This is a genomic window from Tissierella sp. (assembly GCF_031460495.1).
Taxonomy (GTDB): Bacteria; Bacillota; Clostridia; order Tissierellales; family Tissierellaceae; genus JAVKTS01.
The window spans coordinates 504,273-529,577 of sequence record NZ_JAVKTS010000002.1 but is presented as its reverse complement, the minus strand read 5'-3'; the positions used below and the strand labels follow the sequence as shown (position 1 = coordinate 529,577).

Below are 25,305 nucleotides of genomic sequence, written 5' to 3'. Positions count from 1 at the left end.
GATTAAATGAATAATGTGGATATGTTAAGATTAGCACAAGATGCTATTAGAACTGTTCTTTTCACAGCAGCTCCTATGTTAATAATAAGTTTAATTGTAGGATTGATTGTTAGCGTCATTCAAGCTGTTACTCAGATTCAAGAGGCAACATTGGCATTCGTTCCAAAGATAGTGGCAGTATTTATATCTATACTTATATTCGGTCCATGGATTATTAAACTAATTACTGAATTTACTTCTGGATTACTTACTAATATTAATTTATATATTTACTAAGGGTGGCTCTAATGGAAGAAATTATTGATTTGCTTTTGAATGAGTTTCAGTTATTTTTACTGGTTATGGTTAGAACTTCTGGGATCTTTATATTTTCTCCATTTTTTAGTTCGCAAAATATACCAAATACCATGAAAATAGGTCTTACTCTTTCTATATCTTTATTAATATCATTGGTACTACCTTCTTCATATGATTTTACAAATGATATGTTGGTGTTGATATTAGTTAAGGAATTAATTATTGGAATTATAATAGGATACATAAGTTATGCTTTTTTTTCAGCTTTTTATGTAATGGGCCAAATTGGCGATATGAAAATTGGATTTGGTATGGCAAATGTAATAGACCCCCAAAATAAGGTTCAAGTTCCTTTGATGGGAAATTTCTATTATATTATTTCTTTTTTATTATTATTAGGTATTAATGGACATCATATTATAATTACTGCTTTAGTAGATAGTTATACATTTTTACCTATCGGTAGTTTTCAATATACAGGTGATGTTATAAATATTCTCATTAATACTTTGGTAAAATCTTTTGAAATAGGATTTAAGCTCAGTACGCCAATAGTTGCAATTATATTTCTGACAGATGTAATACTAGGTATTATATCAAAAACTATACCACAGATGAATGTTTTCGTAGTTGGTATGCCTCTAAAGGTAATGATTGGATTGTTAATTATACTAATTAGTATGCCAGTATTCTTCAATGCTGCTCAGGGTATTTTTGATATAATTACTAATGATATTTATAACTTCTTAAAGATTTAAAAAAGGTTGATGATATGATTTTAAAAATAAATTTACAATTATTTGCATCTGACGAAAAGACAGAAAAACCTAGTCCAAAAAAAAGAAGAGATGCTAGAGAAGAAGGAAGAGTACTTCAAAGCAAAGAAATCAATACTGTAGTAATATTGTTTTCTTGTTTTTTCGGATTAAAATTATTTGGTGGATTTATTACTAATCAATTAGAACAATTTATGATGGATATTTTTAGTGAAATTAGTAGCATTGAAACATTTTTAAACCCTAATAATCTAATGATCAACTCTTTAAAAATACTAACTTTGTTTTTAATAGTTATTTCACCAATTTTAGCAGTAGCATTCTTATCCTCATTAATTATTAACTATTTTCAAGTAGGTTTTTTATTCACTTCAAAAACCTTGAAAATTAAATTTGACAGGTTAAATCCTGTAGAAGGTTTTAAAAAAATATTTTCAAAACGCGCTCTTATGGAACTTTTAAAGTCAATCTTGAAGATTGGATTAGTAGGCTATGTAGCAGTTAAATATGCTAACGATCAAATAACTAGAATAATTAAGTATTCAAGCATGGAAAGTTTTGACTCATTTATAGATTTCTCAAATCTGATGTTTGATTTTGTACTTCGTATTCTAGGAGTATTACTTATTCTAGCATTTATGGATTATTTCTTCCAATGGAGAGAACATGAAAAGAATCTTAAAATGACAAAGCAAGAAGTTAAAGAGGAATATAAGCAATCTGAAGGCGATCCATTTATTAAAGGAAAAATCAAAGAAAAGCAAAGAAGAATGGCAATGAGTAGAATGATGCAGGATATACCAAAAGCTGATGTTATTATTACAAACCCTACTCATTATGCAGTAGCTATAAAATATGACAAGGATAGCTACGATGCTCCTTATGTACTAGGTAAAGGTGCAGACATGATCGCACAAAATATTAAGAAGATTGGTAAAGAAAGCAATGTACCAATTGTAGAAAATAGAATCCTTGCGAGAACTATATATGATTCCACTGAAATTGGTGATATGATATCAGAGGAACTTTATGAAGCAGTTGCTGAAGTTTTAGCTTATGTATATAGTCTTAAGGATAATTTTTAGGAGGATAGATAATGAAGTTAGGTGATATTTTAGTTGCTTTAGCCATAATTGGAATTATACTTATTATTATTATACCTGTACCTACAGGTGTTTTAGACTTTTTACTAAGTTTGAATATTTCTCTATCCTTATTGATTTTATTACTGTCCATGTACGCAGAAGATGCATTAAAAATTACAGTTTTTCCATCTTTATTATTGCTCACCACATTATATAGACTTGCCCTTAATATTTCTACTACTAGAGGTATTCTTTTAAATGCAGATGCTGGTAATGTCATAGAGGCTTTTGGAAACTTTGTAATTGGGGGAGACTATATCGTTGGTTTAATAATATTTTTAATTATCGTTTTAATAAATTTTTTAGTTATAACTAAAGGTGCAGAACGTGTTTCAGAAGTTGCTGCTAGATTCACATTAGACGCTATGCCAGGTAAGCAGATGGCAATAGATGCTGATTTAAATTCAGGACTAATTAATGAAGATGAAGCAAAGCAAAGAAGAAAAGATGTGCAAACATATGCTGATTTCTATGGGGCTATGGATGGAGCCAGCAAATTTGTAAAGGGCGATGCAATCGCGGGTATTATTATTACTATTATTAACATCGGTGCAGGGTTTTTGATTGGTATTATAGGAAAGGGAATGGCTCTAGATGAGGCTCTCCAAAGATATACATTATTAACTGTAGGAGATGGACTTGTAGGACAAATTCCAGCTCTGCTTATTTCCACCGCTACTGGCTTAATTGTAACTAGGGCTGCATCTGATTCTAACTTAGGCCAGGATTTAATTAAACAATTGTTTGGTAATAATCCAATAATATTATATATAATTGCAGGAGTTATGTTTGCTTTAGGTATATTTACACCTTTACCTGTGGTAGCAAATATTCTACTAGGTGTTATATTTATAGCTGCTGGATTAAAATCTAAAAAAGTTAGTAAAGAGCAACTAATTGAACCTATACAGGAAATGTCAGAGGCAGAGGAACTAAGAAGACCAGAAAATGTATTAGGATTATTGAAAGTTGATGACATAGAACTAGAATTTGGTTATGGGCTTATCCCACTTGCAGATGTAAGTCAAGGGGGAGACATTTTAGACAGAATCATTATGATAAGACGTCAGATTGCAATGGAACTTGGCTTAGTTGTACCAATAGTGAGAGTAAGAGATAATATTCAACTAAATCCAAATGAATATTTAATTAGAATAAGAGGAGTTAAGGCATCCAAGGGTGAAGTATATTTTGATCATTATTTAGCTATGGACCCTGGAATGGGAGAAGGGGATATAGAAGGTATAGATACTGTTGAGCCAGCTTTTGGATTACCAGCTAAATGGGTTACTGAGAAAGAGAGAGAAAAGGCTGAAATATTTGGTTATACAGTTGTTGACCCTCCTTCAGTAATTGCTACACATCTAACTGAAGTAATTAAGGAGAGAGCTTACGAATTAATTGGTAGGCAAGATGTTAAGACTTTAATAGAAAATGTTAGAGAAGAATATCCAGCAGTAGTAGAAGAAGTAGTGCCAAAGATATTATCATTAGGTGAAGTTCAAAAGGTATTATCAAATTTACTTAGAGAGCAAATTAGCATCAGAGATATGGTTACAATATTAGAAACATTAGCAGACTATGGTAATATAACTAGTGATACAGATTTATTGACAGAATATGTTAGACAAAGAATGTCAGGATATATAACTAATAAATATGTAGATGATAATAGTATTAATGTGGTTACTTTAGACAACTCAGTAGAAGAGCTTATTATGAACTCTATTAACAAGACTGAGACTGGATCATATTTATCCATTGATCCAAACAAAGCACAAACAATTCTTAACAATACTTTTAAGACAATGCAAAAACTAACATCTATTGGTGAACAACCAATAGTATTAACAGCACCAATAGTGAGACTATATTTCAAAAAATTAACAGAGCAAATGACTAGAGATGTAATAGTAGTATCATATAATGAGATTGAATCAAATGTTGAAGTTCAATCTGTTGGGGTGGTAGGTATATAGATGAAAATCAAGAAATATATAGGACAAACTGCTCATGAAGCAATGTTAAAATTAAAGATGGAGTTAGGCCCTGATGCTGTTGTACTAAACACTAAAACTATCAGGGCTAAGGGCTTTTGGGGTTTTTTAAAGAAGCCTCTAGTTGAAATTACAGCTGCCTTTGAGGAGAAGGATTTATTAAAAGTAAAATCCATTAATAATTATGAGTCTAAATTAAATAATATTAACGAAGAACTAATTGAATTAAAAAATATCATGAAAAATATACCAGTTAATAAAAATGACAGTGATGACCTAGTACTAATTATGGATGAATGGAATAAAAGACTTATTAACAATGGCGTAGATCCTTTTATTTCAAGTAAACTACTAAAGGAAATCGAAGAACAATTTAATCTAAAAGAAAAAGATAACGCAACTATTAAAAAGATTGTTAGATATAGCTTATCAGAGATTTTAGGTAGTCCTCAATCCATACAAATTAATGAGAAACAAAAGATCATATACTTTATTGGTCCCACCGGTGTTGGAAAAACTACAACTTTAGCTAAGATAGCTGCTAATTTAGTTCTTGAGAACAAATACGATATTGGACTAATTACATCTGATACTTATAGGATTGCTGCAGTGGAACAACTAAAGATTTATAGCGAAATTTTACAATTACCTCTAGAAATAGCATATAATACGGATGATATGACTAAATCATTAAATAGCTTTAATACGAAAGATGTTATTTTTGTTGATACAGCTGGAAGAAATCATAATGATTATTTGCAATTAGAAGAGTTGAAAAAAATTATGAATGCTACTGAAAATAAAGAAGTCTTTTTGTTAATTAATGCAACCATAGACTTTAAGGTACTAAATAATTTACTGGACAAGTATAATTTTATAGATAATTACAAGCTAATTATTACTAAAATTGATGAAGCTGAAAACTATGGAAATATTTTAAACATTAAATATTTTTCTAATAAAGAACTCTCATATTATACAACTGGGCAAAATGTGCCAGATGATATTAAAATAGTTAGCATAGAGGATATTGTAGAAAAGCTTATTGAGGAGAAAAACCATCATGGATCAGGCAGATAAGTTAAGAAAAATAATGAACACAAATATTATTAAAGATGAAGAAAATCTTAATAAAGAAAACAAGGCAAAGGTTATTTCTATATCTAGTGGTAAAGGAGGAGTAGGGAAAACTAATTTCGCTATCAATTTTTCTATTTCTTTAAGTAGGTTAAACTATAAGGTTGTTATAATAGATGCTGATATAGGGTTAAGTAATATTGAAATATTAGCAGGTGTGAATATGAATTATACTTTAGCCGACATTGTCTTGTCTGACAAAACTATATTCGATATTATGGGGAATGGACCTGAGGGTATTAAGATTATTTCAGGTGGATCAGGATTGAAAGAGTTGAAGTTATTTGATAATGATAATATTTTAAAGTTAATGAAAGAGATTGAAAATTTGCAATCTACTGTAGACTACATTATTATTGATACAGGAGCAGGTATTTCTCCTGCTGTTACTGATTTCATTATGACTTCGTCTGAGTTAATTGTTGTATGTACGCCTGATCCAACTTCACTTATGGACTCCTATACCTTAATAAAATCTGTAATACATACTGAGTATAAAGGCCATATAAGTGTAGTCACTAATTTAGTTTCTGGTAGAAATGAAGGCAAGGAGATATATACCAAGTTGTCTAATACTTCTAATAATTTTCTTGGAGTTCAAGTAGATTATTTGGGGTATATAGAAAGAAATGAACTTGTTACTCAGGGTATTAGAAATCAAATACCATTTACCGTTTCTCATCCAAACAGTCCGATTTCTAAAAGAATTAATACTATGGCTATGAATTTTTTAGATAATCAAGCTTTAGTTAAGAAGGATATTAAGTTAAGCTTTGCAAAAAAAATATTTGATATTTTTTCAAGAAGAGGTGATTAAGTGGAATTTGCTGCAGACGATTTAAAAATTGGCACTAAGATTGAACTAATAAAATCATATAAAAATCACGAAATTGCTTACCCTTCCCAAATTTTAGACTCTATTGAATCAGATATTTTAATAGTTAGTGGACCTTTAAAGAATAATAATTTAGTCTTTTTGCATAAGGGAGACAGTATTAAAGTTGTATATAATGTAAAAGAAAAAGGAATACATTATTTTAATGCTAAAGTGATGTCTAGAAGTTATACATCAATATATACTATAAAACTAAAAAAGATATCAGAGATAAAAAAACTTCAGTTGCGCAAATATTTTAGGCTTCCCTACTCTATTAAAGTAAATAAAGATTTTGAAATTATTGAGAATGATATAAGTGAAATATTAAGTGAGGAATGTAAAACTATTAATATTTCTGGTGGGGGAATGGAATTATTTTGTAACTATGATCATGTGTTAGGAGATGAAGTTCATTGCTCATTTACTATTCATGATTCACTAATAACTGTTAGAGCTGTAGTAGTAAGGATTAATCAAATTGATAGTTTAAATTTTAAATATAGCTTAGGAGTATCATTTAAAGACATTGAAGAAGGTATAAGAGATAATATAATTAAATATATATTTGAGCAGGAAAGAATTCTAAGATTAAAGGGATTGGTTTAAATGATAAGAGTTTTAATTGTAGATGATTCAGCATTGATGAGAAAAATATTAGCAGATATATTAAATTCTGATGACGATATATCTGTAATTGATACTGCAAAAAATGGTGAAGAAGCTTTAAGAAAAATTGATTCATTGAAGCCTGATTTAGTGACAATGGATATTGAAATGCCTTTAATGGACGGAATAACAACATTAAAACATATTGTAACAAAATTTAAGATACCTGTAATCATGATTAGCAGTTTGACATCCCAAGGAGCAGAATTAACCCTTAAGGCTTTAGATGAAGGAGCCGTAGATTTTTTAGCAAAACCCACGAATATTTTTAGTTTAAGTCAATCTGATATAAAAATGGAAATCATAGATAAAGTTAAAGCTGGGTCTAAATCTAAGTTATGTAATAGAGAACCAATTAATAGAATAGATAAGTTGGATACACCTATCATAGAACATGGACAAATACAAAAGAATTTTACTAATATTATTGCTATTGGAACATCAACTGGTGGACCGAGGGCTCTTCAATCCTTATTACCAGAGCTTCCTAGCAATATTAATGCATCCATAGTTGTTGTTCAACACATGCCCCCGAAATTTACTAAGTCATTAGCTGATAGGCTAAATTTGACTTCAAGTATAAAAATAAAAGAAGCTGAAGAAGGAGATGTTTTATGTAGGGGACATGCATATATCGCCCCTGGGGATTTTCATATGGAAATCGTTAAAGAGGGTAAGGATTTGGTAGTTAGATTAAATAAAAAGCCGCAGGTAATGGGGTTACGACCTACTGTAGATGCTTTAATGGAGTCAGTTTCTAAAATCAGTAATTTCTCTAAGATAGGCATAATTTTAACTGGCATGGGTTCAGATGGGACAAAGGGTATTGTACAAATGAAGGAATCCAATAGCTATACTATTGCACAAGATGAAGCTAGTTCTGTTGTATTTGGAATGCCAAAAGCTGCCATATCTACAAGATTAATTGATGAGATATTACCTTTAAATGAAATAGCTGGTATAATAATGAAAAAGGTGGGGGTGTAATTATGGATTTAGATATTAGCCAATACTTAAATATTTTTGTGGAAGAAGCGAAGGAACATTTACAAAGCATGAATGAAGTTTTGTTAGAATTAGAAAAGAATCCTTCTCACTTAGGACATATCAATGAAATTTTCAGGGTTGCTCATACGATTAAAGGAATGTCTGGAACTATGGGATTTCATAATATGGCTAACTTAACTCATGAAATGGAGAATGTTTTACAAGCTGCAAGAAACAATGAGATTGAGCTTTCAGAAGGAGTAATCGATATCTTATTTGAATGTTTTGATGCATTAGACTCTTCAGTAAATAAAATTGTGGAAGAAGGCTCTGAAATTACTGAATCAAATGAAACTTTAATTAAAAAATTATCGATGTTGTTAAGCAAAGAAATAATCAGTAAAGAAGATATTATTGAAAAAATGGACATGCTAGAGATTGATAATTATGTTTTAGATTCAATTTCTAAAGCTGTTAGAGAAGGGTTAAATGTTTTTCAAATTGACTTCTATCTCAGTGAAACATGTATGCTAAAGTCAGCTAGAGCTTTTATTATATTTAGTACTTTAGAGACATTTGGAGAAGTTGCATATTCTAACCCACCTGTAGAAGATATAGAAGATGAAAGATTTGAGTATAATTTTTCTGTTATTTTAGTAAGTGATACTGAAAAATCAATATTAGTTAAAGAGTTAAATAATATTTCTGAAATTCAAAGTATTAATGTCTCAAATTTTGATGTAAGCAATTTCAATATTATTAATTCTGATGATTTTTTAGAAATTAATGAAACTAATTTACATGAGGACTCAATTTTACCAAATGCTGACCATACTGATAAATCTGAAAAAACTAATCAAGGAAATGCAGGGAAGATTGGAAAAACTGTAAGAGTAGACATCGATAGATTAGATAATCTTATGAATTTAGTAAGTGAGCTTATTATTATAAAAACCAGAATGGATGATTTAAGTGATAATAGTTCAGGAGAGAATATGACTGAAGCCATCGAATACTTAGAAAGAATCACTACAAACTTGCATGATGCTGTAATGAAAGTTCGAATGGTCCCTATAGAAAGAGTATTTAATAGATTTCCAAGATTAGTAAGAGATCTATCTAAAGAATTAGGTAAAGAAATTGATCTTCAAATGAGTGGTGAAGAGACTGAAGTTGATAGAACAGTAATTGATGAAATTGGTGATCCGTTAATTCATTTAATTAGAAATTCAATTGATCATGGAATTGAAATGCCTAATGACAGGTTAAAAGTAGGAAAATCTGAAAAAGGTACAGTTACATTAAAATCATATCCAGATGGTAATAATGTAGTTATTGAAGTTGAAGATGATGGAAAAGGCATAGATTATAATTTGGTAAGAAAAAAGGCCATTGACAAAGGTATCATAGATGAAAAAGAAGCAGAAAATCTCTCAATAGAAGACTGTATTGATTTGTTATTTGCAGCAGGATTTAGTACTGCAGATAAGGTTTCAGATGTATCTGGACGTGGAGTAGGATTAGATGTAGTTAGGAGCAAGATTGAGTCTATTAATGGTAATATTGAGATAGAGAGTGTTAAAGATAAGGGTACTAAATTTATCATTAGAATCCCTTTAACCTTAGCTATAATCCAGGCGCTATTAGTCAGATTAAATGAAGAAATATATGCAATTCCTTTAAGTTCTATTACTGAAATTACGAACATTTCAGACGAACAAATTAGAGATGTGCAAGGTCAGGATATATTTCTATATAGAGGAAAGACTCTGCCTATAATAAGGTTAAAAGATGTATTAGATATTGACTATAATGAAAAAAGCGAAGATTTGGTTGTGGTGGTAGTAAAGAAAGGTGAAAAACAAGCAGGAATAATAGTTGATAATTTAATTGGTCAACAGGAGATAGTTATCAAAGGTATAGGTAAATATTTGTCTTCAGTTAAGTATTTGTCAGGGGCTACCATCCTTGGTAATGGAAGTATCTCATTGATTGTTGATGTTAATTCATTAATATAGGAGGGATTTAAATGTCATCATCGATAGATAATAAATATGTTATATTTAAGTTGAACAAAGAATATTATGGAATCCCTATAGATATGGTTATTTCTATAGAAAGAATGCAGAAATCAACTAGAATTCCAAATGCTCCTAAGTATGTTAAAGGTGTAATAAATCTAAGAGGTGAAGTAGTTTCTTTGATTGATTTAAGACAAAAACTTGGAATGGAACTTACTGAAGTAAATAACAATTCACGAATTATCGTTGTATCCCATGATGATATTTTTGCTGGATTAATTGTTGATTCTTCTTCTGAGGTAATGGAAATCCACAACGACAGTATTGATAATGCTCCTAATACTAATGAAAATGATAATTTATCATATATACATGGTATAGGAAAAACAGATGATAGATTAATAATATTGTTGGAACTATCAAAAATTTTAGAACATTAGGGGTGTAATTAATGACAATTAATGTTGAAAATCTAAACAATTTTATGATTGATATCCTTAAGGAACTTGGAAATATAGGAGCAGGAAATGCTGCTACAGCCTTGTCAAATATGATATCAAAAAAAGTAGATATGAGTGTTCCAAATGTGCGAATATTGGAGTTTAAAGATGTTGCTCAAGTATTAGGGGGAGAAGAAAATTTAGTAATAGGGATATATTTTGGACTTTCTGAAGATGTAGTAGGAAATATTATGTTTGCATTGGATATAGATTCTGCAATTAATTTATCTAATATATTGTATAACAGAAAGAAAGATAATAATGAACTTGATGAAATGGATTTATCAGCTATATCTGAAGTAGGTAATATTATAGCATCTTCTTATGCAAACTCCCTATCTTCACTTACAGGGTTAAAGATATTTATATCCATTCCTTCAATGTCGATTGATATGGCTGGTGCCATCCTAAGTGTTCCAGCAATTCAATTTGGTCATGTATCAGACCATGCTCTGATGATAGAAACTATTTTTGAAGAAGATCAGAACCTTGTAGCTGGAAACTTATTCTTTCTTCCTGACCTATCATCATTTGATAAAATATTAACTGCGTTAGGGGTAAAATAGAATGAATGTTGAAACTATAAAGGTGGGAATGGCAGATCTTAATGTGACTAAGGCACCAAATGTATTAACTACTTTAGGGTTAGGATCATGTATAGGTATTACTTTATATGATAGAATGAATAAAATAGCAGGATTAGTCCATATTATGTTGCCATCCAGTAAAGATATAAAAAATAATCAAAACGCTGCTAAGTTTGCAGATACTGGAATTGATGAATTAATTGAATCAATGATAAGAATTGGAGCTAATAAAAACAATTTAGTTGCTAAAATTGCAGGGGGCTCACAAATGTTTAATTTTAATTCAAATAATGATATTTTAAAAATAGGTGAGAGAAATATTATGGCTACGAAAGCAAAATTAAGTGAGCTTAACATTAAAATAATTTCAGAAGATACTGGGGGAAACTTTGGAAGAACTATAGTATTAAGCTCAATCGATGGTTCATTGAATATTAGAACTATTGGCCATGGAGAAAAAACAATATAGTTCCCATGGAGGGAAATGATATGAATATAGAAAATTTATGGATAGAATACTCTGAGACTAAAGATAAAGAACTTAAGAAAAAATTAATAGAATACTATGTTAGTTTAGTTAAAATTGTGGCTGGAAGAATGTATAACTTTTATGGAAGTAAAATTGAATATGATGATTTGTTAGGTTATGGTATACTTGGGTTGATAGATAGTATTGATAAATTTGATATTACTAAAAACATCAAATTTGAAACATATGCACAAATAAGAATAAAAGGCGCAATAATTGATAATATTAGAAAACTAGATTGGATACCCAGATCTCTGAGAAAAAAATCTAAAGATCTTCAGAATGCAATATCTTTGCTTGAAAATCGATTAGGGAGAACACCTAATAATTATGAAATATCAGAACACTTAAATATTACTATTAAAGAACTTGAATTGTTAATGTCAGATATGTCTACATTTAATGTTTCTTCTTTGGAGGAGTTTTTAATATCAGGTGGCGATTATTCCAATAATATTTCTCAAGACAATAGTACACCAGAAGGTGCTTTCGAAAAAAAAGAAATAGAGAGATTGTTAGCAAATTCAATAGATTCCCTATCAAAAAATGAAAAAAAGGTTATTTCCTTATATTATTATGATGAATTAACCTATAAAGAAATAGGTCATGTTATGGAATTATCTGAATCTAGAATCTCACAAATACATAGCAAATCTATTTTAAAAATAAGAAATCACTTGGAGAAAAATGGTGTAGGTAGAAGATTATAGGAGGTGGAGTATGTATAAAATAAGCAATGATATAATACTCGAAATTAGCAAGGATGGATTATATGCATATATTACTTTATTAGATAACTATAGCTACAATAATGAGTCAGGAACTACTTCCATAATTAATGAAATTAAAAACTTTATTAAATATGGTTTAGATACTGAGCGATTAATTAGAATTCTAGAAAAAAAGCAAACAGGTGAAAAGATTTGCATAGCAGAAGGTAAGAAACCTGAAGCTGGTAAGGATGGAGATATAAAATATTTTTTTGCAATGGAAAAACCTTTATTGCCAAAGATAAATATGGATGGTACTGTTGATTACAAAGAATTAGATTCAATTAACTCTGTAAAAAAAGATGATAAACTTGCAGAAATTATTCCTGCTACAGATGGAGTTAATGGAATGATGGTTAATGGCACAATGATTCCTAGCCTTAAAGGACGAACTCCTAAGTTTAGATATGGGAAAAATGTTTACTTATCATCTGATGGTATGTTATTAATATCAGAGATAGATGGATTAGTAGAGTTTAAAAATGGGAAAGTAGATGTATCAACAGTCTTATCATTAGATAATGTTGATAATAGCGTTGGGAATATAAATTTTGCTGGAAATGTAATAGTAAAAAAAGATGTACTTAATGGATTTTCATTAATAGCAGGTGGATCAGTTGAAGTTAAAGGGGCAGTAGAGGGTGGATATATTGAAAGTGACGGAGATATATTAATTAGACAAGGTATACAAGGGTATAATAGGTTAATAATTAATACTAAAGGTAATTTGTCAGCAAAATTTATTGAAAATTCTGTTGTTAATGTAGGAGAAAATGTAACTGCTGAAGCAGTTATGCATAGTAATGTTTCATCTAAATCTAACATTCTTGTACTTGGGAAAAAAGGTCTAATAGTAGGAGGAACATGTAGAGCTAAGTATGAAATAAGAGCTAGGGTTATTGGATCTACTATGGCCACTACTACAGTTTTAGAAGTAGGAAATGATCCTGATAGTATAACAAAAAATGAAGAATTAGGTGGAAAACTAGAATTAGCTAATGAGAATCTAAGAAAAGTTAATCAATCATTAAAGGTACTGGAAATGCTAAAGAGATCTAATAAGTTAGATAATAATAAAGCAGAATTATATAATAATTTAACTAGAGCGCAAGCTACATTAAGTCAAGAAATTATTGAAATAGAAAATGAATTAGTTGAATTGAATAAACAGATGAAAGATATTTCTAAGGGTCAAATCAAGGTTTCAGATACTATATATCCAGGTGTTAAAATTATTATTGGAAATAGTCTTTTATACATAAGAGATGAAATGAAAAGATGCACTTTTTATAGGGATGGTGCAGATATAAGAGTAGGTCCATATTAAGGAGTGGTAATATGTCTATTAAACCTATAGATCATAATGTAATGATACCGAAAACCCAAGAAGTATCTAGTAACAAGCATATTGAAAATATGAAAAATAGAAATATAATAGATAGTGGATTTATTCAACAAGAAAAGAAAACTATTAAGGATAAAAGTAGAGTTAGAGATACTGAAAAAAGCAGCAATGCAAAAATTAATGATCAAGGAAGCAACAAAGGTAATCAACAGTCAAAAAAGAATAAATCAAATAAGACAAACAAGGAACTGACTGAAGAGACTATTTCTATGGATAAAGGAAATACTATTGATATTCGCATATAATTGAGGTGTAAAATGTTAAATTTGATTATAAATATTATCGGTATAGTATTAATTATAATTTCGATTTATATTATTAGAAAAGATTTACAAAAAGAAAAAAATAAGATTGATGACTTTAATTTAATTGAAGATAAAGTAAAAGAATATTATAACTTGACAGAAGACATTGTAGATAATTTTGATGAAATAGTTGATACAAAACTTGATAGGTTGAACAATAGTATAATTAGCAATAATAATGTTCAAATCAATAACAATCCATCAACCTACATTGAGACAAATACTAATATTGGTCTATTTAACACTTTGAATTCAGAAATAATTCAAGATAATCCTTTTCATAAAAAAATTATCGAGTTAAGTTCCATTGGATTAACTGTTGAAGAAATTGCTAAAAAGTTAAATAAAGGAGTTTATGAGATAGAAATTGTACTTAAAATGTACAGTATTAAAAATATTGATAAAAAAACACAAAAGTAATTGATTTAGATTAAATCGTGTGTTATACTACTTAAGTGATTACACACATTCTTTGACATTAAAGAGGGTGCCAATTGGTTTCTTTAATGAATGAAGAGAATGGAGGAAAAAAAACTTGGAGGTGAATAGTATGTCAGTAATTACAATGAAAGGTTTATTAGAAGCAGGAGTTCATTTTGGACATCAAACTAGAAGATGGAATCCTAAAATGGCACAGTATATTTTTACTGAGAGAAATGGAATCTACATTATTGACTTACAAAAAACAGTTAAAAAGGTAGAAGATGCTTATGCTTTTATCAGGCAAGTAGTCGAAGATGGTGGAGAAGTACTATTTGTTGGAACAAAAAAGCAAGCTCAAGAAGCAATTGAGAATGAGGCTAAAAGATGTAATATGCACTTTATTAATCAAAGATGGTTAGGTGGTATGTTAACAAACTACAAGACTATTAGAAATAGAGTGGATAGATTACATGAATTAGGTAAAATGGAAGAAGATGGAATTTTTGATGTTCTACCAAAAAAAGAAGTTATTAAGTTAAAACATGAGGCAGAAAGACTAGAAAAATTCCTTGGTGGAATTAAAAATATGAATAGAATACCAGACGCTCTATTTGTAGTGGATCCTAGAAAAGAGAGAATTGCTGTTAAAGAGGCTCAAATTCTTGGAATACCTGTAGTTGCCATAGTAGATACAAACTGTGATCCAGATGAAGTTGATTATGTAATACCTGGTAATGATGATGCCATTAGAGCCGTAAAATTATTAACAGAAACTATGTCTAATGCAGTTCTAGAAGGCAAACAAGGCGAGCAAACAGAAATTTCAGAAGAGTAAAAACAATTAAGGGTAAGGGTTAGAAAGGGTTTGTCCCTTATACTCTTACCATTTTTAACAATATAGGAGGGATTTTATGAATATAAGCGCTTCAACAGTGAAAGAATTAAGAGAAAGAACAGCAGCTGGAATGTTAGACTGTAAAAATGCATTAGTAGAGACAAATGGAGACATAGAAAAAGCTATTGATTTGCTAAGAGAAAAAGGATTAGCAAAAGCAGCAAAAAAATCAGGTAGAATAGCATCTGAAGGTTTAGTAGAATCATATATACATGGTGGTAGAATTGGAGTTATAGTAGAAGTTAATTCAGAAACTGACTTCGTAGCTAAAACTGATGAATTCAAACAATTTGTTAAAGACATAGCAATGCAAATAGCAGCTTCTAATCCAAAATATGTTTCAAGAGAAGAAGTAAGTGAAGAAGAAATTGCTAGGGAAAGAGAAGTATTAACTTTACAAGCTATGAACGAAGGAAAACCTGAACATGTAGCAGCTAAAATGGTTGAAGGAAGAATAGAGAAGTTTTTTGAGCAAATATGTTTATTGGATCAAAACTTTATTAAAGACCCAAGTATAAAAATTGGAGTTTTGCTAAATGAAAAAATCTCTAAAATTGGAGAAAATTTAAAGATTAGAAGATTTGCACGATTTGAAGTTGGAGAAGGCATTGAGAAAAAGGAAGAGAATTTTGCTGAGGAAGTTGCAAAGCAAATGGGTATGTAATTCAAATGGAGAACAGTTACTTGTTCTCCATTTGAATAATACTATACTTAACATTAGGAGTGAGTTCAATGGACCCAATATTTAAAAGGGTAGTACTAAAGATAAGTGGTGAAGCATTAGCAGGTACTAAAGGTACTGGAATTGATGTAGTTACCATTAATCAAATTTCAACAGAGGTAAAGGAGTTACATAATCTAGGTGTGCAAGTATCCATTGTTGTAGGAGGAGGAAACTTCTGGCGTGGAAGAACAAGTAAAGACATGGATAGGACTACATCTGATTATATGGGAATGTTAGGAACTGTAATGAATGCTCTTGCACTCCAGGATTCACTTGAAAATCTTGGTGTTAATACCAGAGTTCAATCAGCAATAGAGATGAGACAAATTGCTGAACCATATATTAGAAGGAAAGCAGTTAGGCACTTAGAAAAAGGAAGAGTAGTTATTTTTGCTGCTGGATCTGGAAATCCATATTTTTCTACAGATACAGCTGCAGCTTTAAGAGCAGCTGAAATTGAAGCAGATGTAATACTTTTGGCAAAAAAAGGTGTAGACGGAGTATATGATTCTGATCCAAAGGTAAATAGTAAGGCGAAGAGATTTGATACTTTGAAATATATAGATATACTAAATTTAGGTCTTGGAATTATGGATTCTACTGCAACTTCTTTATGTATGGATAACAAAATTCCTTTAATTGTTTTTGGTATAGATGAACCATATAATATTATTAATGTTGTTTTAGGAAAAAAAATAGGAACACATGTAAAGGAGGATTAATTATGTATTTAGAACTTTACAATGAAGCAGAAGAGAAAATGAAAAAGACCATTTCAGTTTACCAAGAGGAGCTACAATCCATAAGGGCAGGAAGAGCTAATCCGGGCATATTAGATAAGATTACAGTAGACTATTATGGTCAAATTACACCATTAAAGCAGGTGGGAAGTGTTTCAGCTCCAGAGCCAAGATTAATTGTTGTTCAGCCATGGGATTCAAAACTGATTCCTATAATTGAAAAGGAAATTTTGAAATCAGACTTAGGATTGAATCCTTCAAATGATGGTAAAGTAATAAGGCTTATAATTCCAGTATTAACAGAAGAAAGAAGAAAAGAATTAACAAAAGTAGTAAAAAAGAATGGTGAAAATGCAAAAGTTGCAATTAGAAATATTAGAAGAGATTTTAATGAACAACTGAAGAAGTTGGAAAAAAGCAAAGATATTAGTGAAGATGATAAGAGACTTGCAGAAGACAAAATTCAAAAAATAACTGATAAGTTTATTGAAGATTTAGATGCAGTAACAAAGAAAAAAGAAGAAGAGCTAATGGAAATATAACAAAACCCCTTCTTAAATGAAGGGGTTTTTAATAAAGAGGTGATTCATATGTTAGATATCAATCAAGATGTAGAACAATTAAAAAAACAAATAGATATCTTAAGCCTACCCAAACATATTGCTATAATCATGGATGGTAATGGTAGATGGGCAAAAAAGAGATTTCTTCCTAGAAACTTTGGACACAAAGAGGGAATGGAGAGAGTAGTAGAAATCGTTAGCGCTGCGTCTAATTTAGGAATAAAACATTTATCACTTTATGCTTTTTCCACTGAAAATTGGAAAAGACCTATGGATGAAGTTCAAGGTTTGATGAAAATTTTAGTGCAATATATAAGACAAGAGCTAGATAAATTACATAAAAATAATATTAAAGTGAAGGTTATGGGTGATATTGATAAATTGCCCGTCTTTGCAAAAAAGGAAGTAGTAAAATCCATAGAAACAACATCTAATAATACTGGAATGATCTTAAATATTGGTTTAAATTATGGTGGAAGAGATGAAATAATCTTTGGGATTAAAAATCTTTTAAATGATATAAAAATGGGTAAAACTAATATTGATGATTTAAATGAAACTAGCTTTTCTAATTATCTTTATACTAAAGATCAGCCAGATCCAGACTTACTAATTAGGCCAAGCGGAGAATTTAGACTTAGTAATTTCATGCTATACCAAATTGCATATACTGAGTTTTGTTTTTATGATATATTATGGCCAGATTTTAAAGAAATGCATTTATTATTATCTATTATAGATTATCAAAAAAGAAATAGAAGATTTGGAGGAATATAAGTGAAAGATTTAAGCAAGAGATTTTTCAGTGGATTTATTGGATTAATTCTATTAATTTTAGTTGTCTCAAATGGAGGATATTTATTGTCTTTTGCTGTTTATATAGTTTCAATTATTGGTTTAAAAGAATTTTATAAAGCCATAGAAAACCTTAATATTACTCCAATATACTCAATAGGCTATTTAGGTGCAACAGGACTGTTTATAAGTATTTTGTTACAAAAGGAATATTTAGGTCTGATATTTACTATTATTGTTATTACCTTACTTATTTCAGTTGTTATTAATAAAAACACATCAATAGAAGATGTATCACTAACTATTATGGGTATATTATATATTCCCTTTTTACTTTTTCATATTATATATTTAGATAATACTAAGTATATTTGGTTGATTTTCATTATAGCTTTTGGTACAGACACATTTGCATATTTAACAGGAAACTTATTTGGAAAAAGAAAATTATGTCCTAAAGTTAGTCCTAATAAAACAATAGAAGGATTTGTAGGCGGTATATTTGGGTCTTGCATTTTGCTTATTGCATACGCAATGTATTTTAATATAAATCCTATATGGAAGATTATTGTGCTTTCTATTGTTTGCTCAGTGATAGCTCAATTAGGTGATTTAGTGGCTTCGAAGATAAAGAGAATAAGTGGCATCAAAGATTATGGTTCCATTATGCCAGGTCATGGAGGTATATTGGATAGATTTGATAGTATAATATTTACTGCTCCAGTAATATACTATTATACTAGCATCTTTTTAAATTAATATATAGGTGGTGTTTAAATGTTAACCGCAATATCAGCAGTATTTGTATTTCTTATGGTTATATTAGTACATGAATTTGGCCATTTTTCTGTAGCCAAAATGGTAGGAATTAAAGTGAATGAATTTTCAATAGGTATGGGTCCAAAATTGTTTCAAAAGAAGAAGGGTGAAACAGAATATACTTTGAGAGCATTACCAATTGGTGGTTATGTAAAAATGGAAGGCGAAGACGAAAATTCAGATGACCCAAGAAGCTTTAACAAAGTTCCTGTAGCTTCTAGAATTGCAGTTGTTGTAGCAGGAGCTGTTATGAATTTCTTGTTAGCCATTATAATATTTGGAATTGTTTCTTATGGCATAGGTATGCCAACTAATGTTATAGATAGTACTCTTGAAGATTCTCCTGCTCAGCAAATTGGTTTAATGTCAGGAGATATTGTTGTTAAGATAGATGATACTAATATAAATAGCTGGGAAGATATATCAGAGGCTATAAGTAATTCTACTCCAAATCAAGAAATAGATATAGAAGTAATAAGAGATGGAGAAACTAAGAACTTTTCAATTACTCCTACTCTTAGTGAAGGAAGATATATGATAGGAATAGCGCCAGCATACGAAAAGTCAATATTATCTGCTATACAGGGTGGATTTGAAAAAACATTAACCTTTTTAGGATTGATGTTTGACTTTATAGGTATGGTATTCAAAGGTAAGATAGGATTAGATCATTTGTCAGGGCCTATTGGTGTTATTAATGAAGTAGGAGTAGCAGCTAAAATGGGTATATATAATTTACTCTATATTTTAGGGTTTATTAGTGTTAATTTAGGATTCTTTAATTTATTACCTATTCCTGCTTTAGATGGAAGTAGAATAATTTTTTTATTAATAGAATTAGTAAGAGGTAAACCAATAGATACAAATAAAGAGGGTTTTATACATTTTATAGGATTTGTTTTATTGATATCTCTAATGTTGATAGTAACTTATAAAGATATAATCAAATTTAATATTTTTTAGAGGGTGATATATTGAATAGAAAAAAAACTAAAATTATAAATGTTGGAAATGTACAAATAGGTGGATTAAATCCTATATCAGTTCAGTCTATGACAAATACTATAACAAAGGATGTTATTTCAACTATCAGTCAGATAAAAAGATTAGAAGAAGCTGGATGTAACATTATCAGATCTGCAATTACTGATATTGATGATGCTAAAGCTATAAGTACTATTAAAAAAGATATAAATATACCTATAATTGCAGATATCCAATATGATTATAGATTAGCCTTAGAATCAATTAAATATGGCATTGATGGCTTAAGACTTAATCCTGGTAATATAGGTTCTTTAGATAAAGTAAAGGAAGTTGTAAAGGCTTGTAAGGATAGTGGAATTTCAATTAGGGTAGGAGTAAATGCTGGTTCTTTGAAACAAGAATTTTTAGATCAGTATAATGGTGTAAATGAAGATTCTATGGTTTATAGCGCTTTAGAACAAATACGATTATTAGAAGATATGGGTTTTGATGATATAAAGATTTCATTAAAAGCTAGTAATGTGAATTTGACTGTTAAAGCATATGAGAAGATATCAAGCTTAGTAAATTATCCTCTACATTTAGGCATAACTGAAGCTGGTCCTATTTGGAGAGGATCAATAAAGTCTTCCGTAGGTATAGGAACATTATTATCTATGGGCATAGGGGATACTATAAGAATATCTTTAACTGGTGATCCCGTTGAAGAAGTAAAAGTGGGAAGAGAAATACTTAAGTCTCTTGATTTATTAAAAGAAGGAATAGAAATTATTTCTTGCCCTACATGTGGCCGTACTAAAATTGATTTAATAAAGATTGTAGAAGAAGCTGAAAAAAGATTGGAAGGCATAAATAAAAATATTAAAGTAGCAATCATGGGATGTGCTGTAAATGGACCTGGTGAAGCCAGAGAAGCAGATATTGGAATAGCAGGAGGAAATGGCGAGGGTTTAATTTTTATAAAAGGTGAAATTATCAGGAAAGTTCCCGAAGAAGATTTATTAGAAGAGTTGTTAGTAGAAATGGAAAAACTATAATAGTAGTATCCCAGTATAAGTAAGGGGGTATAATTTACAGATGAATACTAATCAATTGTATCTTTCACAGTTAATTACTAGTGAAGAAGATAATGATATAAAAAGCTTAGAAATCCTAATTAAAAAAGTTGAGATAATGAAAGATACAATGGAATTAATAATATATTTGGAATCAATTAGCTTAATAAATGAGGAAATGATTATAAGAATAAACAATCTTTTTAGTGACTATTTTAATGAGTTCAAGATATTGGTGAAATTTAAGTATAATGTTTCAGGAAGTTATGAAGAAAAGTTAATTTTTTATAAAGATAGTCTATTGGAATTTATCGAATCCCAAATACAGTCTAGTAAGTCTTGGATAGAAGATATGAAATGGGAAATCAAAGATAAGTCTCTTATAATTATTCCGCCTAATCAAATAGCATATTATTCCATGACGAAAAATGGACTAGAAGATCGTATTAAAGATAAAGTTTATGAAGAATTAGGGATTAATATAGAAATAACAGTATCCGATTCTGGTTTTTTGATTAATAATGATTATTTAAATCTAAAGGATTTAGAAGAAAAAGAAATCGCAGTAAAAACACTTAATTCCATTGAAACAAAGACTAAAACAACCAATACAAATAAATCAAGTAAATATTATATGTATGGAAAACAAATTAAGGACTCGCCAATTAAAGTTAATGAAATAAATATGCAAACTGGTACTTGCACAGTAGAAGGTCAAATATTTCAATTAGAAACTAGACAAATCAAAAACAATAAAACCCTCGTCACCTTTTATATTTCTGATTTAAGTGATTCTATAACAGTTAAGGTCTTTTTGTCTGAAGAACAATCTGCTGAATTTCTTACGAATGTTATAGATGATACCTATGTTAAAATTACAGGTGATGTAACTTATGATAGTTACTCTAGAACTACTGTTATTATGCTAAAGTCCTTAAACAAGGTTGATAAAGAAGTAAGGAAAGATAATTCCATAGAAAAAAGAGTAGAACTTCATCTTCACACGAAGATGAGCTCTATGGATGGTGTAACATCACTCAAAAAACTAGCTACTAGGGCTAAAGAATGGGGTCACAAAGCTTTAGCCATTACGGACCATGGAGTAGTACAAGGATTTCCTGAAGCAATGGAATTGAGTAAATCATTAGGTATTAAAATGATATATGGAATGGAAGGGTATTTAGTTAATGATAAAAAGCAAATTGTAACTAATTTTAATGAGAATGTGGATTATTCAACTTATGTAGTTTTTGACATTGAAACAACTGGACTTTCTGCTATTAATGATATGATAACAGAAATTGGTGCAGTAAGGATTAAAGATGGAAAGGTTATTGATGTTTATAGTCAATTAATAAATCCTAATAGACCAATTCCTACTAAGATTACAGAGTTAACTGGGATTACAGATGAAATGGTAAGGGATAAGCCCAGTATACATGAAGTTATTTTAGACTTTAAAGAATTTATTAAAGATGATGTTTTGGTGGCTCATAATGCTTCTTTTGATGTAGGTTTCATAAGACAAAACATGAAACTGAATAATTTAGAATTAGATAACCCGGTTTTAGATACTTTAGAATTATCTAGGGCAGTATTTCCTGAATTAAAAAACCATAAATTAAATAATATAGCAAAACATCTAAATGTTAGTTTAGTAAACCACCATAGAGCTGTAGATGATGCAACTGCAACTGCTGAAATTTTAATAAAAATATTGAACATGCTATGCGAAAATAATATCAGTAGTTTTAAACAAATCAATACATTAAACCAAAGCAAGGATTTATCTAAGGATGTAAGTTATCACATAGTAATATTAGCAAAAAATTTGATAGGGCTAAAAAATCTGTATAAGTTAGTATCTGAATCACATGTTAATTATTTTCATAGAAGACCTAGAATTCCGAAGTCAATGATATCAGCTAATAGGGAAGGATTAATAATTGGATCAGCCTGCGAATCAGGTGAGTTATATAGAGCTATTTTGAATAGTAAAAGTAGTAATGAAATTAATGAAATTGTACGATTTTACGATTTTCTTGAAATTCAACCATTGCAAAACAATGCTTTTCTTATTAGGGATGGTAAATTAAAAGATGAAGAACAGCTAAAAAGCATTAATAAGAGAATATATAATCTGGGAAAGAGTAATAATAAACTTGTTGTAGCTACAGGAGATGTACATTTTCTGGATCCTGAAGATGAAGTATATCGTAGAATGTTAATGTCTGGACAGAAATTCCAAGATGCAGACTTACAACCACCGCTATATTTTAAATCCACGGATGAAATGCTAGATGAATTCTCATATTTAGGTCAAGACATTGCTAGAGAAGTAGTTGTGGATAATACTAATCTTATTAGTGATTCAATTGATGAAATAATTCCTATTCCAGAGGGAACCTTTCCTCCAGTAATTGAGGGAGCAGAAGAAGAATTAAAAAAAATAACTTATGAAAAAGCAATCCAAGTTTACGGTAATCCTTTACCTGATATTGTAGAGAAACGATTAGAAAGAGAGCTTACTTCAATTATTAAAAATGGATATGCTGTAATGTATATAATTGCACAAAAATTAGTATGGAAATCTTTAGAAGATGGATATTTAGTTGGCTCAAGAGGATCTGTAGGCTCATCATTTGTTGCAACTATGAGTGGTATAACAGAGGTTAATCCATTAGAACCACATTATGTGTGTCCAGCATGTAAATATAGTGAGTTTTTTGATGATGGCTCTATAGCTTCTGGTGTAGACTTGCCTAATAAGGAATGTCCAAAATGTAATACTACAATGATTAAAGATGGTCATAATATACCTTTTGAAGTTTTTCTTGGGTTTGAAGGGGATAAGGAGCCAGATATTGATTTAAATTTTGCTGGTGAGTATCAATCAGTAGCTCATAAATATACAGAAGAACTCTTTGGAGAAGGATATGTTTTTAGAGCAGGGACTATAGGAACAATAGCAGATAAAACTGCTTATGGATTTGTAAAAAAATATTTTGAAGAGAGAGATTTAAGTGTTAGTGCAGCTGAAATTAATAGGTTGGTACAAGGATGCACAGGCATCAAAAGAACCACTGGGCAACATCCTGGAGGAGTAATGATAGTTCCAAAATATAAAGAAATTTTGGATTTTACACCTATTCAATATCCTGCAAACGACAAAAAATCAGGTGTTTTGACTACTCACTTTGACTATAATGCTATTAGTGGTAGAATATTAAAGCTAGATATACTTGGACACGATGTACCAACTATTATTCGTATGCTTTTTGATCTGACTGGTGTAGATCCCACATCAATTCCACTTGATGAACCAAAGACTATGAAATTATTCACTAGTACAGAGTCATTAGGGATTACTAAAGAAGATATTAATTGTCCTGTTGGAACTTTAGGAATTCCAGAGTTCGGTACGAAGTTTGTTAGACAAATGTTAATGGATACTATGCCTAGTACCTTTTCTGAATTAGTAAGAATAAGTGGTTTATCTCATGGCACTGATGTATGGATAAACAACGCACAAGAACTTGTTAAGAATGATATTGCACCATTAAGTAAAGTTATCTCAACAAGGGAAGATATTATGCTTTTTCTAATTAACGCTGGTTTAGATAAGAAAAAGTCATTTAAGATTATGGAAAATGTACGTAAAGGTAAGGGATTATCTAAGGAAGATGAAGAAGCTATGGAAGAATTAGGTGTGCCTCAGTGGTACATAGATTCTTGTAATAAAATTAAGTATATGTTTCCGAAAGCTCATGCTGCAGCTTATGTAATGATGTCCTTTAGAATTGCTTACTTTAAAGTCTATTATCCAGAAGCATTTTATTCAACATATTTCACAATTAAGGCAAATGACTTTGATGCTGATTTAATTATAAAGGGTAGTGAATTTGTTAAAAATAAAATTGAAGAGCTTGAAAAGAATTTTAATGATATAACTGCAAAAGAAAAAAATTTATTAACAGTATTAGAAGTTGTATTGGAAATGTTTGCAAGAGGTTACAAAATTCAAAAAGTTGATCTTTATAGATCGGATAGTGATAAATTTATTATTGATGATAATGGAATTTTACCACCACTTAAAAGTCTAGAAGGACTTGGTGAAAATGTTGCTAGAAAGATTGTAGAAGAAAGAAATATGTCTAGATTTATATCAAGAGAGGATCTAGTTAATAGAGGCAAAGTAAGCAAGCCTGTATTGGAAGTCCTAACTAATCATGGTTGTTTGGGAGATTTACCATTAAATAATCAAATAAGTCTTTTTAATATTTGATTTTTACTCAAATTGTGATA

At 29.9% G+C, this 25,305-nt stretch carries 25 protein-coding genes; all 25 read left to right on the top strand.

What is annotated here, in order from left to right; all coding sequences use genetic code 11:
* Positions 1-6 precede the first annotated feature (6 nt).
* The 25 genes from fliQ to RIN63_RS06445 all read left to right on the top strand — a co-directional run bounded on the left by fliQ (position 7) and on the right by RIN63_RS06445 (position 25,285).
* A complete protein-coding gene (fliQ, locus tag RIN63_RS06565; RefSeq protein ID WP_310443908.1) occupies positions 7-276 on the top strand; it encodes a flagellar biosynthesis protein FliQ in 270 nt (89 codons plus the stop codon).
* 11 nt (positions 277-287) lie between these two features.
* Positions 288-1,055 (top strand): flagellar biosynthetic protein FliR, encoded by a 768-nt coding sequence (gene fliR / locus RIN63_RS06560; protein ID WP_310443907.1) that lies wholly within the window; start codon positions 288-290, stop codon positions 1,053-1,055.
* A gap of 14 nt (positions 1,056-1,069) precedes the next feature.
* Positions 1,070-2,158 (top strand): flagellar biosynthesis protein FlhB, encoded by a 1,089-nt coding sequence (gene flhB, locus RIN63_RS06555; RefSeq protein ID WP_310443906.1) that lies wholly within the window; start codon positions 1,070-1,072, stop codon positions 2,156-2,158.
* Between the two features lie 11 nt (positions 2,159-2,169).
* Positions 2,170-4,197 carry a flagellar biosynthesis protein FlhA gene (gene flhA, locus RIN63_RS06550; protein WP_310443905.1) on the top strand — a complete coding sequence of 676 codons (2,028 nt, stop codon included), beginning with the start codon at positions 2,170-2,172 and terminating at the stop codon, positions 4,195-4,197.
* A complete protein-coding gene (locus tag RIN63_RS06545; protein WP_310443904.1) occupies positions 4,198-5,295 on the top strand; it encodes a flagellar biosynthesis protein FlhF in 1,098 nt (365 codons plus the stop codon).
* Positions 5,279-6,169 (top strand): MinD/ParA family protein, encoded by an 891-nt coding sequence (locus RIN63_RS06540; RefSeq protein WP_310443903.1) that lies wholly within the window; start codon positions 5,279-5,281, stop codon positions 6,167-6,169. Before RIN63_RS06545 ends, RIN63_RS06540 begins: the two co-directional genes overlap by 17 nt.
* Entirely contained in the window at positions 6,170-6,835 is a 666-nt protein-coding gene (locus RIN63_RS06535; RefSeq protein ID WP_310443902.1) for a flagellar brake protein, read from the top strand.
* Complete coding sequence (locus tag RIN63_RS06530) at positions 6,836-7,882, top strand: chemotaxis response regulator protein-glutamate methylesterase (protein ID WP_310443901.1); 1,047 nt, start codon at positions 6,836-6,838, stop codon at positions 7,880-7,882. It begins immediately after the preceding gene.
* A gap of 2 nt (positions 7,883-7,884) precedes the next feature.
* On the top strand, positions 7,885-9,900 hold the full coding sequence (locus tag RIN63_RS06525; protein ID WP_310443900.1) for a chemotaxis protein CheA: 2,016 nt from the start codon (positions 7,885-7,887) through the stop codon (positions 9,898-9,900).
* An 11-nt stretch (positions 9,901-9,911) separates the two neighbouring features.
* Positions 9,912-10,343, top strand: a complete 432-nt coding sequence (locus RIN63_RS06520; RefSeq protein WP_310443899.1) for a chemotaxis protein CheW — start codon at positions 9,912-9,914, stop codon at positions 10,341-10,343.
* A gap of 11 nt (positions 10,344-10,354) precedes the next feature.
* Positions 10,355-10,969 (top strand): chemotaxis protein CheC, encoded by a 615-nt coding sequence (locus RIN63_RS06515; RefSeq protein WP_310443898.1) that lies wholly within the window; start codon positions 10,355-10,357, stop codon positions 10,967-10,969.
* Position 10,970: 1 nt separating this feature from the next.
* Positions 10,971-11,459: a chemotaxis protein CheD gene (locus RIN63_RS06510; RefSeq protein ID WP_310443897.1), complete on the top strand. Its 489-nt coding sequence runs from the start codon at positions 10,971-10,973 to the stop codon at positions 11,457-11,459.
* Positions 11,460-11,479: 20 nt separating this feature from the next.
* Positions 11,480-12,229, top strand: coding sequence for a FliA/WhiG family RNA polymerase sigma factor (locus RIN63_RS06505; protein WP_310443896.1), 750 nt, complete (start codon positions 11,480-11,482; stop codon positions 12,227-12,229).
* A 10-nt stretch (positions 12,230-12,239) separates the two neighbouring features.
* Complete coding sequence (locus RIN63_RS06500; protein WP_310443895.1) at positions 12,240-13,616, top strand: FapA family protein; 1,377 nt, start codon at positions 12,240-12,242, stop codon at positions 13,614-13,616.
* Between the two features lie 11 nt (positions 13,617-13,627).
* Positions 13,628-13,939: a hypothetical protein gene (locus RIN63_RS06495; RefSeq protein WP_310443894.1), complete on the top strand. Its 312-nt coding sequence runs from the start codon at positions 13,628-13,630 to the stop codon at positions 13,937-13,939.
* Positions 13,940-13,951: 12 nt separating this feature from the next.
* The gene (locus RIN63_RS06490) at positions 13,952-14,419 is read left to right on the top strand and encodes a DUF6115 domain-containing protein (protein WP_310443893.1); all 468 of its coding nucleotides are present in this window, start codon (positions 13,952-13,954) and stop codon (positions 14,417-14,419) included.
* Between the two features lie 130 nt (positions 14,420-14,549).
* Entirely contained in the window at positions 14,550-15,257 is a 708-nt protein-coding gene (rpsB, locus tag RIN63_RS06485; protein ID WP_310443892.1) for a 30S ribosomal protein S2, read from the top strand.
* 76 nt (positions 15,258-15,333) lie between these two features.
* Positions 15,334-15,981: a translation elongation factor Ts gene (gene tsf, locus RIN63_RS06480; protein WP_310443891.1), complete on the top strand. Its 648-nt coding sequence runs from the start codon at positions 15,334-15,336 to the stop codon at positions 15,979-15,981.
* 68 nt (positions 15,982-16,049) lie between these two features.
* Positions 16,050-16,763 (top strand): UMP kinase, encoded by a 714-nt coding sequence (gene pyrH, locus RIN63_RS06475; RefSeq protein WP_310443890.1) that lies wholly within the window; start codon positions 16,050-16,052, stop codon positions 16,761-16,763.
* Between the two features lie 2 nt (positions 16,764-16,765).
* Positions 16,766-17,323 (top strand): ribosome recycling factor, encoded by a 558-nt coding sequence (frr, locus tag RIN63_RS06470; protein WP_310443889.1) that lies wholly within the window; start codon positions 16,766-16,768, stop codon positions 17,321-17,323.
* A gap of 48 nt (positions 17,324-17,371) precedes the next feature.
* A complete protein-coding gene (locus RIN63_RS06465) occupies positions 17,372-18,121 on the top strand; it encodes an isoprenyl transferase (protein ID WP_310443888.1) in 750 nt (249 codons plus the stop codon).
* Positions 18,122-18,898, top strand: a complete 777-nt coding sequence (locus RIN63_RS06460; RefSeq protein WP_310443887.1) for a phosphatidate cytidylyltransferase — start codon at positions 18,122-18,124, stop codon at positions 18,896-18,898. It abuts the gene before it with no gap.
* A gap of 18 nt (positions 18,899-18,916) precedes the next feature.
* On the top strand, positions 18,917-19,921 hold the full coding sequence (gene rseP / locus RIN63_RS06455) for an RIP metalloprotease RseP (protein ID WP_310443886.1): 1,005 nt from the start codon (positions 18,917-18,919) through the stop codon (positions 19,919-19,921).
* A gap of 11 nt (positions 19,922-19,932) precedes the next feature.
* The gene (ispG, locus tag RIN63_RS06450; protein WP_310443884.1) at positions 19,933-20,982 is read left to right on the top strand and encodes a flavodoxin-dependent (E)-4-hydroxy-3-methylbut-2-enyl-diphosphate synthase; all 1,050 of its coding nucleotides are present in this window, start codon (positions 19,933-19,935) and stop codon (positions 20,980-20,982) included.
* 40 nt (positions 20,983-21,022) lie between these two features.
* Entirely contained in the window at positions 21,023-25,285 is a 4,263-nt protein-coding gene (locus RIN63_RS06445; RefSeq protein ID WP_310443883.1) for a PolC-type DNA polymerase III, read from the top strand.
* The last annotated feature ends 20 nt before the right edge of the window (positions 25,286-25,305 follow it).